The organism is Pseudomonas sp. NPDC089407 (genome assembly GCF_044900445.1).
GTDB lineage: Bacteria > Pseudomonadota > Gammaproteobacteria > Pseudomonadales > Pseudomonadaceae > Aquipseudomonas.
Genome location: NZ_JBJDNB010000048.1, coordinates 1 through 14,695, shown reverse-complemented (window position 1 = coordinate 14,695; position 14,695 = coordinate 1). Strand labels below are relative to the sequence as shown.

Annotated in this window: 11 protein-coding genes and 1 pseudogene; 11 read left to right on the top strand and 1 reads right to left on the bottom strand. The window is 61.5% G+C overall.

Features of this window, described 5'->3' with window-relative positions:
* Positions 1–37 precede the first annotated feature (37 nt).
* Positions 38–421: pseudogene (locus ACI2KG_RS26905) on the top strand (NAD(P)-dependent oxidoreductase); the annotation flags it as partial.
* Positions 422–836: 415 nt separating this feature from the next.
* On the top strand, positions 837–2,228 hold the full coding sequence (locus ACI2KG_RS26900; protein WP_404663952.1) for an amino acid permease: 1,392 nt from the start codon (positions 837–839) through the stop codon (positions 2,226–2,228).
* 309 nt (positions 2,229–2,537) lie between these two features.
* Here ACI2KG_RS26900 and ACI2KG_RS26895 read toward each other — a convergent pair whose 3' ends face one another.
* A complete protein-coding gene (locus ACI2KG_RS26895; protein ID WP_404663951.1) occupies positions 2,538–3,401 on the bottom strand; it encodes a LysR family transcriptional regulator in 864 nt (287 codons plus the stop codon).
* Positions 3,402–3,706: 305 nt separating this feature from the next.
* Between ACI2KG_RS26895 and ACI2KG_RS26890 the strand changes: the two genes are divergently transcribed.
* From ACI2KG_RS26890 to ACI2KG_RS26850, 9 genes are all read left to right on the top strand, one after another.
* Positions 3,707–5,248 carry an MFS transporter gene (locus ACI2KG_RS26890; RefSeq protein ID WP_404663950.1) on the top strand — a complete coding sequence of 514 codons (1,542 nt, stop codon included), beginning with the start codon at positions 3,707–3,709 and terminating at the stop codon, positions 5,246–5,248.
* A 126-nt stretch (positions 5,249–5,374) separates the two neighbouring features.
* A complete protein-coding gene (locus ACI2KG_RS26885; protein WP_404663949.1) occupies positions 5,375–6,226 on the top strand; it encodes an STAS domain-containing protein in 852 nt (283 codons plus the stop codon).
* Between the two features lie 4 nt (positions 6,227–6,230).
* Positions 6,231–6,593 carry an STAS domain-containing protein gene (locus ACI2KG_RS26880; protein WP_404663948.1) on the top strand — a complete coding sequence of 121 codons (363 nt, stop codon included), beginning with the start codon at positions 6,231–6,233 and terminating at the stop codon, positions 6,591–6,593.
* Positions 6,590–6,994: an anti-sigma regulatory factor gene (locus ACI2KG_RS26875; protein WP_400618365.1), complete on the top strand. Its 405-nt coding sequence runs from the start codon at positions 6,590–6,592 to the stop codon at positions 6,992–6,994. The genes ACI2KG_RS26880 and ACI2KG_RS26875 overlap by 4 nt, the downstream gene beginning before the upstream one ends.
* A complete protein-coding gene (locus ACI2KG_RS26870; protein WP_404663947.1) occupies positions 6,985–8,004 on the top strand; it encodes an ATP-binding protein in 1,020 nt (339 codons plus the stop codon). The genes ACI2KG_RS26875 and ACI2KG_RS26870 overlap by 10 nt, the downstream gene beginning before the upstream one ends.
* Positions 7,997–8,845, top strand: a complete 849-nt coding sequence (locus ACI2KG_RS26865; protein ID WP_404663946.1) for a sensor histidine kinase — start codon at positions 7,997–7,999, stop codon at positions 8,843–8,845. The genes ACI2KG_RS26870 and ACI2KG_RS26865 overlap by 8 nt, the downstream gene beginning before the upstream one ends.
* Positions 8,835–10,778 carry a response regulator gene (locus ACI2KG_RS26860; RefSeq protein ID WP_404663945.1) on the top strand — a complete coding sequence of 648 codons (1,944 nt, stop codon included), beginning with the start codon at positions 8,835–8,837 and terminating at the stop codon, positions 10,776–10,778. The genes ACI2KG_RS26865 and ACI2KG_RS26860 overlap by 11 nt, the downstream gene beginning before the upstream one ends.
* Before the next feature lie 118 nt (positions 10,779–10,896).
* Positions 10,897–11,871, top strand: coding sequence for a hypothetical protein (locus ACI2KG_RS26855; RefSeq protein WP_404663944.1), 975 nt, complete (start codon positions 10,897–10,899; stop codon positions 11,869–11,871).
* Positions 11,872–11,991: 120 nt separating this feature from the next.
* Positions 11,992–14,385, top strand: a complete 2,394-nt coding sequence (locus ACI2KG_RS26850; RefSeq protein ID WP_404663943.1) for a TonB-dependent siderophore receptor — start codon at positions 11,992–11,994, stop codon at positions 14,383–14,385.
* Positions 14,386–14,695 lie beyond the last annotated feature (310 nt).

The window sequence follows — 14,695 nt, the reverse complement described above, 5'->3', positions numbered from 1 at the left end:
GGGGCGCGAAGGGCCTGTCCAACGCACTGATGGATCTGAAGCGGACCTGGTTGCGCTGGCGCGCTCCGTGGATGTGCTGGTGGTCGCCGCTGCCGCCGATGGCGGGCAGGTGCTGGTGACGGCCGAGGTGCTTGAGGCACTGGGGCCGCAGGGTTACCTGGTCAACGTTGCGCGCGGCAAGTTGGTGGATGAAGACGCGCTGGTCGAGGCCTTGCGCGAACAGCGTATCGCTGGGGCCGGGCTGGATGTGTTTGTCGATGAGCCGCATGTGCCGCCGGCCTTGCGTGACCTCAACCAGGTCAGCCTGCAACCGCACCGGGGCAGCGCCACGCTGCAGACCCGGTTGGAGATGGGGCGCATGGTCTTGCTCAACCTGCAGGCGTGCTTTCGGGGCGAGGTGCCGCCGAATCGCGTGGTTTAGTTCCAAGGCCTCTTCGCGGGCTTGCCCGCTCCCAGGAACTGCATAAGCCTCAGGACCTGTGGAGGACCTGTGGGAGCGGGTTTACCCGCGAAGAGGCCGACACAGGCGAAACACATCCAAATGAAAAACAAAAGCGCCAGATGGCCCGATGGCGTGATCGGACATGCCATTCGCGACATCTGCCGCGAATGGAATTGCCCTGTCGTGATCAAACAGTTCCGTGGCGTTCTCGTGTAATTACCCACAGCCATGCGGGGCTTAAATGAACCCCGAACCGCACCGGCACGTTGCTCTGTGATGCGCAGCAAAGATCAACAACAGAGCACCAGCAACCTGTCGACTTATTGATTTCAAAGGAGATATTTTCGCCTACGCCTGCCCCCATCCTTGTGTCAGCAAAAAGAGAACAACATCAATGAACACCGTGGGATCTGATGGCAACCTTGCACAAGGTTTCAAGCCACGTCATGTAACGATGCTGTCCATCGCCGGCATCATCGGCGCCGGACTTTTCGTAGGCTCGGGTCACGCCATCGCGGCGGCCGGGCCAGCAACCATAATTTCCTATTTCGTGGCCGGGACCCTGGTGGTACTGGTCATGCGCATGCTCGGCGAAATGGCCGTGGCGCACCCTGACACCGGATCGTTTTCCACCTACGCCGACCAGGCCATCGGCCGCTGGGCCGGGTACACCATCGGCTGGTTGTACTGGTGGTTCTGGGTGCTGGTGATCCCTATCGAAGCATTGGCCGCCGGGCATGTACTGAACGCCTGGTTCCCGCAGGTGGACAGCTGGATCTTCGCCCTGGCCTCGGTGCTGCTGCTGGCCTGCACCAACCTGTTCAGCGTGGCCAAGTACGGCGAGTTCGAATTCTGGTTCGCCATTCTCAAAGTCACCGCCATTCTCGGTTTCATCGGCCTGGGCTTTGCCGCGCTGATGGGCTGGCTGCCCAACCTTGAGGTCAGCGGCCTGAGCGGGCTGATCGCCGAATACGGCGGCTTTGCACCGAAGGGCTGGTCGGCAGTGGTTGGCGCGTTCATCACCGTCATGTTCAGCTTCATCGGTACCGAGGCGGTGACCATCGCTGCGTCCGAGTCCAGCGACCCGTCGCGCAACATTGCCAAAGCCACCCGCTCGGTGATCTGGCGCATCAGCACCTTCTACATACTCTCGATCTTCGTGATCATCTCGGTGGTGCCGTGGAATGACCCACAGCTTGCCGTGGTGGGCTCGTACCAGCGCGCGCTGGAAATCATGAACATTCCCAATGCGGCGTTCATGGTCGACCTGGTGGTGCTGGTGGCGGTGACCAGTTGCATGAACTCGTCGATCTATATCGCTTCGCGGATGATGTACTCACTGGCCAAACGCGGTGACGCCCCGGCCTTCCTCAACAAGACCTCCAAGGTCGGCGTGCCGCGTGCGGCGGTGTTCGGCAGCACCCTGATCGGCGCAGCCATTGCTGTGCTCAACTACTTCGCGCCGAAGGGCGTGTTCGAGTTCCTGCTGGCCAGCTCCGGCGCCATCGCCTTGCTGGTGTACATGGTCATCGCTATTTCGCAGCTGCGCATGCGCCGCCGCCTGGAGCGGGAGAACACCGAGCTGAAGTTCCGCATGTGGCTGTTCCCGTACCTGACCTGGGCGGTGATCATCTTCATTGCCGGGGCGTTGGCGGTGATGATGTACACGCCTGAGCACCGGGCGGAAGTGAGTTCGACACTGGGCCTGGCGATTGTGATTTCCTTCCTGGGCATCGTGACTTCGCGGGGCCATGCGCAACCGGTGGGGGCGCGTACGATGGGGTGATCGAGGTCACCTGGCGGTAGGGCAGAGGGCACCTGTGGATGGGTGCCCTTTGTTTTTTTGCTTTCAAAAATGCGTCTGGGCTAAAGGTGCTTGCCGCAAGATTTTTATCGTCTATGAGATCGAGCGCCGCGCGGGCGGCGCTCGATTTGCGCACCAGCTCAAAGCTTAGGTCAGGCACCTTGTCGCCTTCACCCTGTCCCACGACAAGCACATCGCAGCCATAATCAGCGTTATCTAAAAAGTGTCAGCGCCGCTGGCACAATGTTCAATGGAGAAAAGTCTCACCACCGGTGAGACAAATGTGAATGCTCAGGACTTGATCATCTCGATGTACCTCACCACTGCCGGCGCTTTCTCGAAGCGCCGGTGGATCAGGCTCAGCCACGAACTGGCCTGGCTGTCGACGATGCGCCGGTAATTCACCTGCGGCAGGTTGATGCGCTGCACCACCGATTCTGGCACCACGGCGATGCCCTGGCCGAGTGATACCAGGGTAATCACCGCCACCAGGCTGCCGGGCTGCGGGCCCAGGCGCGGGACGAAGCCGCCTTGCGCCGCCACCTCCAGCGTGCCGGAGATCTGCTCGGGCAGGATGAAGGTTTCATTGGCCAGGCGCGAGGCGGGGATCTGTGGCACTTCATTGATCCGCGAGCTGGCGGGCAGGGCAAGGACGAAGCCTTCCTGGTGCAGCGCGATGGCTTCGAGCTCTTCAGGTAATTCCATTGGCGAGCGCACATAGGCCAGGTCGAGCAAGCCATCGCGGACCATACCGGGCAGTTCGGCCATTGGCAGTTCACGGATGTTCAGGCGCACGCCGGGGCAGGTTTCGCTGTAGCGAGTGACTTGCTGCTGGAGTATGCCTGAGTAGCCGGCAGAGGCGACGTAGCCCAGTTCGATACGCCCGCTTTCGCCACGGGCGGCCCGTTGTGCGCCCAGTTGCGCGGCGTCGAACTGGCGCACGGCATGTTCGGCTTCAATAAACAGGGCTTGGCCGGCGGCCGTGAGGTTGACCTCGCGCTGGTTGCGTTCGAACAGGCGCACGCCCAGCTCGCGCTCCATGTCCTGAATCTGCCGGCTGAGGGTGGGCGGGGCGATGCCCAGTTGCTCGGCGGCCCGGGTGAAATGGCCGTGGCGGGCGACGCAGAGGAAGTAGCGGAAATGGCGGATTTCCATGGGTGTTACCTGCAGGGTAATGACGCAGGCCGCCAGGGCTAACAAGGCTTGCAGTTGGCGGGGTTATGGTGAAGCCAACACTACAAGGCTGGTGGCTTGGGGGCAAAGTTTGCCTGTGGAATTGCAGGGGACCGCTTTGCGGTCCATCGCCGGCAAGCCAGCTCCCACAGGTATTGCGCAAGCCTTGCAGCCGCTGCAGTACCTGTGGGAGCTGGCTTGCCGGCGATGGGCTGCAAAGCAGCCCCGGCGATCTCGCAGATAGACTCCGCCCTCAAGCCAACCAGCTCCGCACCTGGAGCCCCACCATGCCCTCTGCACGTTTCACCCTGCTCACCGCCTCGCTGGTCTGCGCCCTGATCATCCTCGACACCAACATTGTCGCGGTCAGCCTGCCCAGCATTGCCCGTGACCTGTCCGGGTCGTTCGCCGATATCGAATGGGTGGTCAGCGCCTACCTGCTGGCCTTTGCCGCTTGCCTGCTACCTGCCGGCAGCCTGGCCGACCGTTTCGGCCGGCGGCGCATGCTGTTGCTGGGGCTGGTGCTGTTCGGCCTCGCCTCGCTGGCCTGCGGTGCGGCCCCCAGCCTGGTTTTCCTCGACCTGGCCAGGGCGGCCAAGGGCGTTGGCGCTGCCTTGCTGCTGACCTCGGCCCTGGCCGTGATCGGCAACCGTTTCCACCAGCCGCAGGAGCGCATGCGTGCCTGGGCTTTCTGGGGCGCCTGCATGGGCGCCACCATCACCTCCGCGCCACTGCTCGGCGGGGTAATTGCCAGCACCTTGGGCTGGCGCTGGATTTTCTACATCAATCTGCCGCTGGTGGCGCTGCTGGCAATCATGGTCATGCGCAGTGTCGAGGCGTCACGCGACAGTGCAGCGGCACGGCTCGACCCTTGGGGCAGCCTGACGTTCGCCGGCAGCCTGGGCTACCTGATCTGGGCGATGATCGATGCCAACCAGGTGGGCTGGGGCAGCGCGCAAACCCTCGGTCGGCTGGTAATCAGCGCCTTGCTGTTCGGCCTGTTCGTCATGGTCGAGCGCAGCCAGGAGCGCCCCATGATCGACCTGCAACTGATGCGCAGCGGGCGTTTCGTGGGGGCCTTGCTGGGCATGTTCGCCTATGCCGCCTGCGCCCAGGTGATGATGACGTTGTTGCCGCTGTACTTGCAGAACGGCTTGCAACTGTCAGCCCAGGCCGCTGGGGCCGGTATGCTGCCGTTTGCCATGACCATGCTGCTGACACCGCGGGTGGGCATGCGCCTGGCCACCCGCTTGAGCCCCGCGCAGGTGTTTGCGTTGGGGCTGGTGCTGGTGGGCGCGGGCAACCTGCTGTGTGCCTGGGCTACGCGTCACGGCGGCTATGGCGCCTTCGCGCTGGCCAGCCTGGTGCTGGGCGCTGGCGCGGGGTTGCTCAATGGCGACACGCAGAAAAACATCATGGCCTGTGTGCCGCGTGAGCGCACCGGCATGGCTTCGGGCCTGAGTACCACCACGCGGTTCGGCGCGATCGTGCTGGCCATTGGTGTGCTTGGGGGCGTGCTGGCCACTCGCACTGAGCAATTGCTGTACGAAGCCATGGCCGCAGCAGCGCCTGGGGAGCTGGGCCAGATCGGGGCGATGGCCACTCGGGTCGCCGCTGGAGACTTAGCGTCGGCATTGGCCCTGGTCGATCCAAGCCTGCGCGATGGGCTTGCGCCATTGGCTCGGCAGGCATTTGTCGGGGGATTCGAGACGGTGTTGTACAGCGCCGGGGTAGCTGCGCTGGTCTTCGCCGTGCTTGTCGGCGTCCTGCTTTCTCGCCCGCCGGTGGTGCTGCGTGGCGCAGAGTACGCGCCAGGAGAGGCCGGATAAGCTAACGTGAGGTGGCCCATTGCAATTATCTTTCTCTCGCGCACAACTATTTCACCCGGCAAGTGTCACTCACAGCAGGCCGGCCATTAATGGGGACGCCGGCCTTCATCACAGGAGCGAAGGCAAATGGCAGCACTGCACGGCAGCACGTTGGAAGCAATCAAGAACAACCAGGCGCAATTGCTAGGGGAGTGGGTTTCTGGCCTGGAAGCCAACGGCGCAACGCGCAACATCAAGGAACAGGCACTGGCGCAGGAAACACGCGAATTCTTGCAGCTGCTGGTCGACGGCCTGCAAAGCGAAAGCGGCAGCAATCTGGCCGTTCCGGGCTGGGAAGGCGTGCGCCGGTTTCTGGAAAAACTCTCGTCGTCGCGCGCTCAGCTGGGCCATGACTCTCATCAGACCGTGTACTTCATCTTTGCACTGAAGGGGCCTTTGTTCGGCTTGTTGCAGTCGCACTTCAATAATGAACCGGCACGCCTGGCCGAGCAGTTGTGGGTCGTTTCCGAACTGCTCGACGGTATGGGCATGCACACCATCCGCACCTTCCAGAAGTCCCGCGAGGAGGTAATCAAGCGCCAGCAGGAGGAGTTGCTGGAGTTGTCCACCCCGGTGGTCAAACTGTGGGAAGGTGTGCTGGCGTTGCCGCTGATCGGCACGCTGGACTCGCAACGCAGCCAGACCGTGATGGAATCGCTGCTGCAACGCATCGTCGACACAGGCTCGGAAATTGCCATCATCGACATTACCGGCGTGCCCACCGTCGACACCTTGGTCGCCCAGCACTTGCTGAAAACCGTCACCGCCATCCGCCTGATGGGGGCTGACTGCATCATCAGCGGTGTGCGCCCTCAAATCGCCCAGACCATCGTGCACCTTGGGCTGGACCTCGGCTCGCTGACCACCAAGGCCAACCTGGCAGACGCCCTCAAGCTTGCCCTCTCTCGCCTGGGCAGCGATATCAGCCAGCGGGTGTAAGCGTATGGAGCGTATTCCGATCCTGCAAATGGGTGAATTCCTGTTGGTGACCATCCAGGTGGACATGCATGACCAGCTGGCGTTGACCTTGCAAGAGGACCTGACCGAGCGCATCAGCCGCACGTCGGCGCGGGGCGTGCTGATCGACATTTCCGCACTGGACATGGTCGATTCCTTCATCGGCCGGATGATTGCGAGCATCTCTGGCCTGTCACGCATCATGGATGCCGAGACCATGGTGGTCGGCATGCAGCCGGCAGTGGCCATAACCTTGGTCGAACTTGGCCTTACCCTGCCGGGCGTGAGCACGGCACTCAATGTGGAGCGCGGCATGCAAGTGCTGCGTCAACGTGTGAAGCGAAAATGAATGTGCGCGAAAGCGGCAGCCAACCGGTACGCATTGAGCAGGATGTGGTGCTGGCGCGACAGTTGGCGCGCAAGTTGGCCGGCGAGTGCGGCATGCGCTTGGTGGACTTGACCAAGCTGGTGACGGCAGTCAGTGAACTGGCCCGCAACACCGTGGTGTATGGCGGCGGTGGCGATATGGATTGGTCCGTTCTGGACGACGGCGCACGAACCGGGTTGCGCCTGCTGTTCCGCGACGAAGGGCCTGGCATACCCGACATCAAGCTGGCATTGACCGATGGCTGGACTTCGGGCAGCGGCCTGGGGTTAGGCCTGACCGGCGCGCGGCGCCTGGTTGACGAATTCGAACTGGACACCGCGCCTGGGCAGGGCACGCGTGTAACGATTACCCGATGGACCTGAGCATTTTCGCCAGCCAGACCCAGGTGATCGGCCTTGATGAGCAAAGCGATGTTGGCCATGCCCGCCGCACGGCATGCAAGCTGGCCGAGCAACACGGCTTTGACGAGGAATGCGCCGGGCGTGTTGCGCTGCTGGCTACCGAACTGTGCAGTAATGTCATCAAGCATGCGGGCCGCGGTGAGCTGCACTTGCGGGTATTGCCGCGTAACGGGGGCGGCTACATCATCGAGTTGCTGACCGTGGACCGTGCGCAGGGCTTCGATCCCCCGACGTGCCTGGCTGATGGCTATTCGACATCCGGCACGCAAGGTATCGGCATGGGCGCCTTGGCGCGTATGGCGCAGGTGTTTGATGTCTACGCCGATTCGCGTGGCGCCGTAGTGTTGGCGCGGCTGTATGAGCCGGGCGCGGGCGCAGCGGATCTGCGGGTGGGCATTAGCCAGCACGCGCTGTATGGCGACCCTGCCTGTGGTGATACCTGGCACCTGGCGATCGATGGCCAGCATATCAGTGCGATTGTGATCGACGGCCTGGGCCACGGCGCCGATGCCGAGGTGGCCGCACGCGCGGGGGCGGCGGCATTTGCTGAAGCACCGTTCGCCGACCCCGTGCAACTGTTGCATGCCATGCACCAGGCGATGCTCGGCAGCCGTGGTGGGGCGGCAGCGCTGGCGCAGTATGACGGCGCCAATGACAACCTGGCTTTTATCGGCGTTGGCAACATCGGCGCCAGCCTTATCGCCGGTAGCCAGGCGCGTGGCCTGGCGTCGTTGCCCGGCATCGTTGGCGGGCAATTCAGAAAGGCCCAGGTCTTTGACTACGCTCAAGCAAATGGAAAGTTGTTGATCATGTACAGCGATGGCCTGCAATCGCGTTGGAACCTTCAGGATTACCCGGGCCTGGTGCATCGTCACCCAGCCGTGATCGCCGCCGTGTTGCACCGCGACTTCTGTCGTGGTCGCGATGATGTGACTGTACTCGTCGTAGATTTGGAGGCCGCACATGCCTGATACCCAGCTGATTGCCAGGCTCCAGGCCGAAAACGATGCCTTGCGCGCCGAGCTCGAGGAAACCAATCAGGGCGTGCTCGCCTTGTACGCCGAGCTGGACATCCAGGCCGAGCAACTGCGCCAGGCTTCGGACTTGAAAAGCCGCTTCCTGTCCTACATGAGCCATGAGTTCCGCACGCCGCTCGGTTCGATCCTGAGCATCACCGGCCTGCTTACCGACGAACTCGACGGCCCGCTGTCGCAAGAGCAGCACCGCCAGGTCACGTTCATCAGCACTGCTTCCCGCGAGCTGTCCGACATGGTCGATGACCTGCTCGACCTGGCCAAGATCGAAGCCGGGCGCATTACCATTTCGCCGGCCTGGTTCGACATGTTCGACCTGTTCGCGGCATTGCGCGGCATGTTCCGCCCGATTGTGGACGCCACTGCAGTAGACCTGATTTTCGAAGAGCCGGTCGGGCTGCCGCGGCTGTACACCGATGACAAGAAGCTTGCGCAAATTCTGCGAAACTTTATTTCCAATGCGCTGAAGTTCACCACCCGTGGCGAAGTGCGCGTTTCAGCCCAGTTGCAGGGCAACGACATGATCCGCTTTGCGGTCAGCGATACCGGTATCGGCATTGCGCAGGAGCTGTTGGGCACTTTGTTCGAGGACTTTGCCCAGGTTGATTCGCCCCTGCAGAAACGCCTGCGCGGCACCGGTCTGGGCCTGTCGCTGTGCAAGCGCTTCGCGAGCCTTTTGGGTGGCGAAGTGGGCGTGCACAGTGAGCCAGGGGTTGGTTCTTCCTTCTTCGTGATCATTCCGCTGGCTCTTGCCCAGGAGAACGTCGATGAAAGCTGATGTGCGCCTGCTGATCGTCGACGACAACGTCGCAACCCGCTATGCCCTGCGGCGGCGCCTCGCGGTGCACGGTTACGACGTGATGGAGGCGGGCACAGGCGGCGAGGGGCTGGCACTGATCCGCGATCAGCAGGTGGACGCATTGATTCTGGATGTGAACCTGCCGGACATGAGCGGTTTCGATATCGTCAGGCTGTTGCGCGAGGAAGCGCGCACTGCGTTGCTGCCTGTCATTCACGTATCAGCGGCGTCGATCCTGAGCGACGATATCATCACCGGCCTGAACGCTGGCGCTGATGCCTACCTGGTCCATCCCGTCGACCCGGATGTGTTGCTCGCTACCCTGCGTACCTTGCTGCGCGTTCGCGATGCCGAGCGCGCGCTGCGTGAGAGCGAGGCGCGCTTCCGTGAGATCTTCAGTAGCGTATCGGCCCCGATCGCCGTGCTCGATGCGCAATTGAAGGTGCATGAATGCAACCAGGCGTTCAGCAATCTGAGCCAGGACAACCGCGACCCTGCGCAGCTTCGTGAGTGTTTTGCCGACGGGCAGGAGGCAGCTCTGGATGCGCTGCGCCGGCACCTGTTTGCAGGCGAACGCTGGAAAGGCACGCTAAGCATGCAACTGCGTGGACACTTGCGCGAAACCGAATGGCAGCTGTCGCCCTACCAGGCGCCAGGGCTGTGCCTGGTGTTCATCGAAGATGTCACCGAACACCGCCACCGCGAGCGCTCGCACCTGGCCCGCCTGGATGTTGCCACCAGCCAGCTGGCTCGAGAAGTGGCTGAACGCGAGCGTACCGAGGCGCAGCTGCTGCAGCTGCAGAAAATGGACGCCTTGGGCAGCCTTACTGGCGGTATCGCTCACGATTTCAATAACCTGCTCACCGGCATCATCACCAGCCTGGAGCTGATCCGCAAGCGCGTGGCGCAAAACCGTACCGAGATGGTGCCCAAGTACACCGAAGCAGCGCTTAGTTCCGCCACCAGCGCCGCGTCTCTGACCCACCGCCTGCTTGCCTTTGCCCGCCAGCAACCGCTCGACACCCGCCCGGTGGACGTCAACCGGCACGTGCGTTCGCTTGAAGATTTACTGACGCGCACCATTGGCGAGCGCGTTCTGCTGACCTTGGACTTGTCCACAGACCCAGCCATTGCCCTGGTTGACCCTGTGCAACTGGAAAGTGCCGTGCTCAATCTGGTTATCAACGCCCGCGATGCGCTGCCCAAGGGCGGGCAAATATGGGTCAACACCGCCGCTACCTGGTCCCACGGCAACCCCAATTTGCTGGATGGCCCTTATATCGCCGTGTGCGTGCGGGACAATGGCAGCGGCATCCAGCCCGAGCTGCTGGAGAAGGTCTTCGACCCGTTTTTCACTACCAAGCCTGTGGGGCAAGGCACCGGCCTGGGCTTGTCGACCATCTACGGGTTCGCCCGACAGTCACGTGGGCACGTGCTACTGAGTAGCGTGGTCGGGCAAGGGACCGAAGTGACGTTGATGCTGCCCGCCAGTGCCGAGGCGGCCATGCCCGTGCACCGCGAAAGCGGCCAGGCTGTGCAGGGCAATGGCGAGCATGTGCTGGTGGTTGAGGACATGACCTCCGTGCGCCTTTCTGTAGCCGAGGCGCTGACCGATGCAGGTTATCGCTGCACCCTGGCCGCTACCACAGACGAAGCGCTGGCTTTGTTGCAGACCGACCCGAGCCTGGACATGATGTTGACGGACGTTGGCTTGCCGACATTGAGCGGGCGTGAACTGGCCGACCTGGCGAGGGGGTACCGGCCGGAACTGCCGGTGGTGTTCATGACCGGGTACGCGGTTGCGGCAGTCGACCGTCAGGCATTTCTGGGGGAGGGTATGGATATGTTGTTAAAACCCTTTCAGTTGGCGGAGTTGCTCGGAAAAGTGCGACAGGCGTTGGACAAAGGTTGAGGTTTTTGCACGTGATTTGACGAATGGATAATATTGCCAGCCCCTTAATTAAAACGGCATCTCTAAAATAATGCCATTTTGATTTCAGCTTATGTTGTTCAGGAAAATGGAGTTTCAGGTGCACGATCAGACCAAAACCAATGGCGCATCCCAGCAAGCTATCGAACTACCGAATGGCGTATTCCCGCCGATGCCTGGGTATACGCACGAAGATCTCCTGGTAGTTGTAAATGAACCCGTCGAAGCTTTCCTTGAATCGCTGGGAGTTGACCCCGGTTTCATTCGTGAAACCAGCATCGCGCTGGTCAGCCGCTTGTGGGCCGACCTGCAGCGGATGGGCATCGAGTACCAGATTTCGACCTGGTACCAGACGCCGTACGCGGACGCGGCTACGCGCGCGCGCAACGTCAGCAACATGGCGTTGGATGTGGGCAACTTTGTAAAGCGGTCGGCGTACCAATCGTTAGAGGGCTCGCCACTGTTGAACGCGGGGGACGATGTCGTGGCAGCGTTCACCGACAAAGCCGCGTGGGGCATACATGACCATATCGTCAAGCTGAATGATAAAGCGCTCATGAACCCTGCAGACTTAATGGGCAAGAAGGCGGAACGGGTGCGCGATGGGTATTCGGATGAAGTGCCGAATACACCCTTTGAACTTACCCCAAACGTGTTGCCTCCGCTGGCAGGTTATGCGGTCGACGATTTAGTGGTGGTTGGCTCAGGGCCCATTGAAGCGCTGCTTCAAGGCCACAATATCGAAAGCGATCAGACGCGCAACAGCCTGGTCGAGTTGAAGAAGTATTTGGCGAAAGGTTTTAACAGTAGCGCGGTCGAGTGTTTGATCCCCTTCCATTACCTGCAGCCGTTAGATGATGCCGCCCTGCGCGCGAGTAACATCGCCGAGTTGGCTCAAGATGCCGGTGGGGTCGCGGCGAAGGCAGCAGACGATTTTTTGCGCAGCTCGCCCTTGCTGGAGCGGGGCGAAGCGTTCTGCATCGAGTTTTACCAATGCGTGGGCTTTGCAATCAGGGACCACATTCTTCAACTGAACGCTACCCGTGCCGAGGCGGGTTCAGCGCCGTTGCATTGATGGCGATGGCTGAGTACGCACAACTGATTGAAAAATAAATGAGGTGTTTTCTCATTCTCGTTCGGCTTGTAGGGAAGGCCGGAATACAGGCCAGCCGCCGACCCTCTACGGAGCGAGAAAATGAGTTCGACACCGGTTCCACAGCGCCATCCCCTGAATCGTGCCTTGCACGCAGCGATTCTGGGCTTGGTTGTCAGCAGCTACGCATTGCCGTCGCTTGCGCAACCCTTGGGCGCTGATCGCAATAATCAGCTGCAGCAGTGGAACATCCCGGGCGGTCCGTTGGCCCCGGCGCTGGACCATTTTGCCCGGCAGGCGGGTATCAGCCTGTCCTTCGATGCACAGAGCGTAGCCAACCGCAACACGGCGGGTGTGCAGGGCACGTTGGGGACCACGGCTGCACTCTCGTCATTGTTGCAGGGGACCGAGCTTCAGGCTGAGCAGCAAGGCCCGAGTGCGTACCTGGTAGTGCCGCAGCCAAAGCCCGCCGGCCCGCTGGAGCTAGGCGCGACCGAGGACTATCGGCTGGCGCCGGTCATCATCAATGCCAAGGTCAAAGCCAGTGCCGACGATGACACGAACTCGATGGTTGCCAAGGAACTGTGGGTCGGTGGCAAGGTAGCGACCAGCATCCTCAACACGCCAGCTTCTGTGTCTGTGGTTACCAACAAGGAAATGCAGCAGCGTAGCGTCAGCACTACGGAAGAGGCGCTGCAATATACCCCGGGTGTGGTCAGCGACTTCTACGGCTCGGATGACCGTAACGATTACTTTCAGATCCGCGGGTTCCAGGCCACCACCTACCGGGACGGCCTGACCTTGAGCTCGATGCGCGGTGTGCGCGAAGACCCGTATGCCTACGAGCGCATCGAGATTCTGCGTGGCGCCAACTCCACCCTGTTCGGCCCGGCAGACCCGGGTGGCTCGGTGAACTTCGTGACCAAGCAGCCACGCTTCGAAAAGTTCGGGCAAGGCTACGTGACCTATGGCTCCTATGATCATGCCGAGACCGGTATCGATGTGGGCGACGCGCTGAACGACGAACAGACCTTGGCCGGCCGTTTCACGGCTAAAATGCAGAACAGCGACCGCGAGTACGACCACTCGCAGGACGACAACCGCTTCGTGATGGGCGGCCTGACCTGGGCACCCACCGACTTCACCTCAGCCACGGTAATCCTGGATTACCTGAAGACCAACAGCTCGCCGAACAGCGGTGGCTACCCGCTGGACAAGGAATACGACCGAGAGGATTTCTACGGCGAGCCCGGCTACAACTTTCACGATGTCGAGCGCACCAGCCTCAGCGGCAACATTACCCACGACTTCGACAACGGCTTCACGCTGCGCGGCAACCTGCGCTATAGCGAGCTGAGCGATGACTTTGGCTATGTCTACCTGAGCGACAGCGCTTCGCGGGTGGGGACCACCATCCCGCGCTACGTGTTCGGCACCGACAGCGATGCCGATCAGCTCAACGGTAACCTGATGCTGCAGTACGATGCCCAGTTCGAGCACATCGACAGCAGTACCCTGGTGGGTGTGGAGTATCTCGACTCGACCACCCGGCAAAGTTCGGTGTACAGCACGGCACCTTCCATCGACATCGCCAACCCGGTATTCACGGGTGTTCCCGGTGGTGTTACGCCGTATACCCGCAAGAAAAACGACGCCACCACCAAGGCCGTGTTCCTGCAGCAGAACCTGTCTTTCTATGACCGCCTGATTGCAACCGCGGGTGTGCGTAATGACTCCATGGACCTGTCCAGCACGGAGTACGTTGGCGGGGTGAACAAGCAAAGCGACAACTTCTCTGAAACCTCGTACCGTGGCGCGCTGACTTACATCGTCAACGATGAAGTTTCTACTTACGTGAGCATGGTGGAGTCGGTTTCGCCGCCGCAGGTAGGCGTCACCCCGCAGACCGGCAGGCAGTACGAAGTGGGCGTGAAGTACTCGCCCATGGGCATGGATGCGCTGTTCTCTGCCGCCGTTTATGACCTGACCCAGGAAAACGTCACCATCGCCGTGGTGTTGCCGAGCGGCATCATCGAGCAGCAGACGGTGGGCGAGTCCCGTGCCCGCGGCCTGGACCTGGAAGCCAAGGCGCAAGTCACGCAAAACCTGAGCCTGATCGGTGCCTATTCCTACATGGAGACTGAAGTGCTGCGCGGTGCGCTGTATGACGGCACTTCACTCAAGGGCAAGGAATTCACCGTGGCACCGAAGCATACGGCCTCGCTGTGGAGCTACTACGACATCCCCGACACGGACGTGAGCGTTGGCCTGGGTGCCCGCTACGTGGGGGGTTACTACATGGATGCCGCCAACACCAAGAAAAGCGATGGCACTACACTGTTTGACGCAGCGCTGAACTACAAGATTGCCAAGGGCACCGACCTTGCGCTGAATGTCAGCAACCTGTTTGACGAGCAGCATGTGGTGGGGTCGGGGACGGCGAACTACTACAACCCGGGGCGTGAGGTTACGGCCAAGTTGAGTTATAGCTGGTAAGGCGGGTGCGGGATGGCACGGGCTGCGCCCGTGTTCGCGGCTAAAGCCGCTCCTACAGGGATCCCACAATGCCTGAGGGGGGCGCCCTACCTGTGGGGGCAACTGTCTTGTTCAAGAAAGTTTGCGCAATCTCTGTGGGAGCGGGCATGCCCTAATGCCGGTCAGTTAAGAAAAGACAGGGTGTTCTCCATGCTTTTAGCAGCGCCTATTCGATAGCGCGCCGCCCGCGCGGCGCTTCGCGGCACAAGGCCGCTCCCACATCTGTTTCGGGCCAGTTACTCCTGCCACCTGCGCACTCGCACCCTGGGTG

Bases quoted from the DNA above. Each gene is read 5' to 3' on its own strand.
- ACI2KG_RS26850 (WP_404663943.1), top strand. From the start codon at position 11,992: ATGAGTTCGACACCGGTTCCACAGCGCCATCCCCTGAATCGTGCCTTG.
- ACI2KG_RS26870 (WP_404663947.1), top strand. From the start codon at position 6,985: ATGGACCTGAGCATTTTCGCCAGCCAGACCCAGGTGATCGGCCTTGAT.
- ACI2KG_RS26885 (WP_404663949.1), top strand. From the start codon at position 5,375: ATGGCAGCACTGCACGGCAGCACGTTGGAAGCAATCAAGAACAACCAG.
- ACI2KG_RS26875 (WP_400618365.1), top strand. From the start codon at position 6,590: ATGAATGTGCGCGAAAGCGGCAGCCAACCGGTACGCATTGAGCAGGAT.
- ACI2KG_RS26865 (WP_404663946.1), top strand. From the start codon at position 7,997: ATGCCTGATACCCAGCTGATTGCCAGGCTCCAGGCCGAAAACGATGCC.
- ACI2KG_RS26880 (WP_404663948.1), top strand. From the start codon at position 6,231: ATGGAGCGTATTCCGATCCTGCAAATGGGTGAATTCCTGTTGGTGACC.
- ACI2KG_RS26900 (WP_404663952.1), top strand. From the start codon at position 837: ATGAACACCGTGGGATCTGATGGCAACCTTGCACAAGGTTTCAAGCCA.
- ACI2KG_RS26895 (WP_404663951.1), bottom strand. From the start codon at position 3,401: ATGGAAATCCGCCATTTCCGCTACTTCCTCTGCGTCGCCCGCCACGGC.
- ACI2KG_RS26860 (WP_404663945.1), top strand. From the start codon at position 8,835: ATGAAAGCTGATGTGCGCCTGCTGATCGTCGACGACAACGTCGCAACC.
- ACI2KG_RS26890 (WP_404663950.1), top strand. From the start codon at position 3,707: ATGCCCTCTGCACGTTTCACCCTGCTCACCGCCTCGCTGGTCTGCGCC.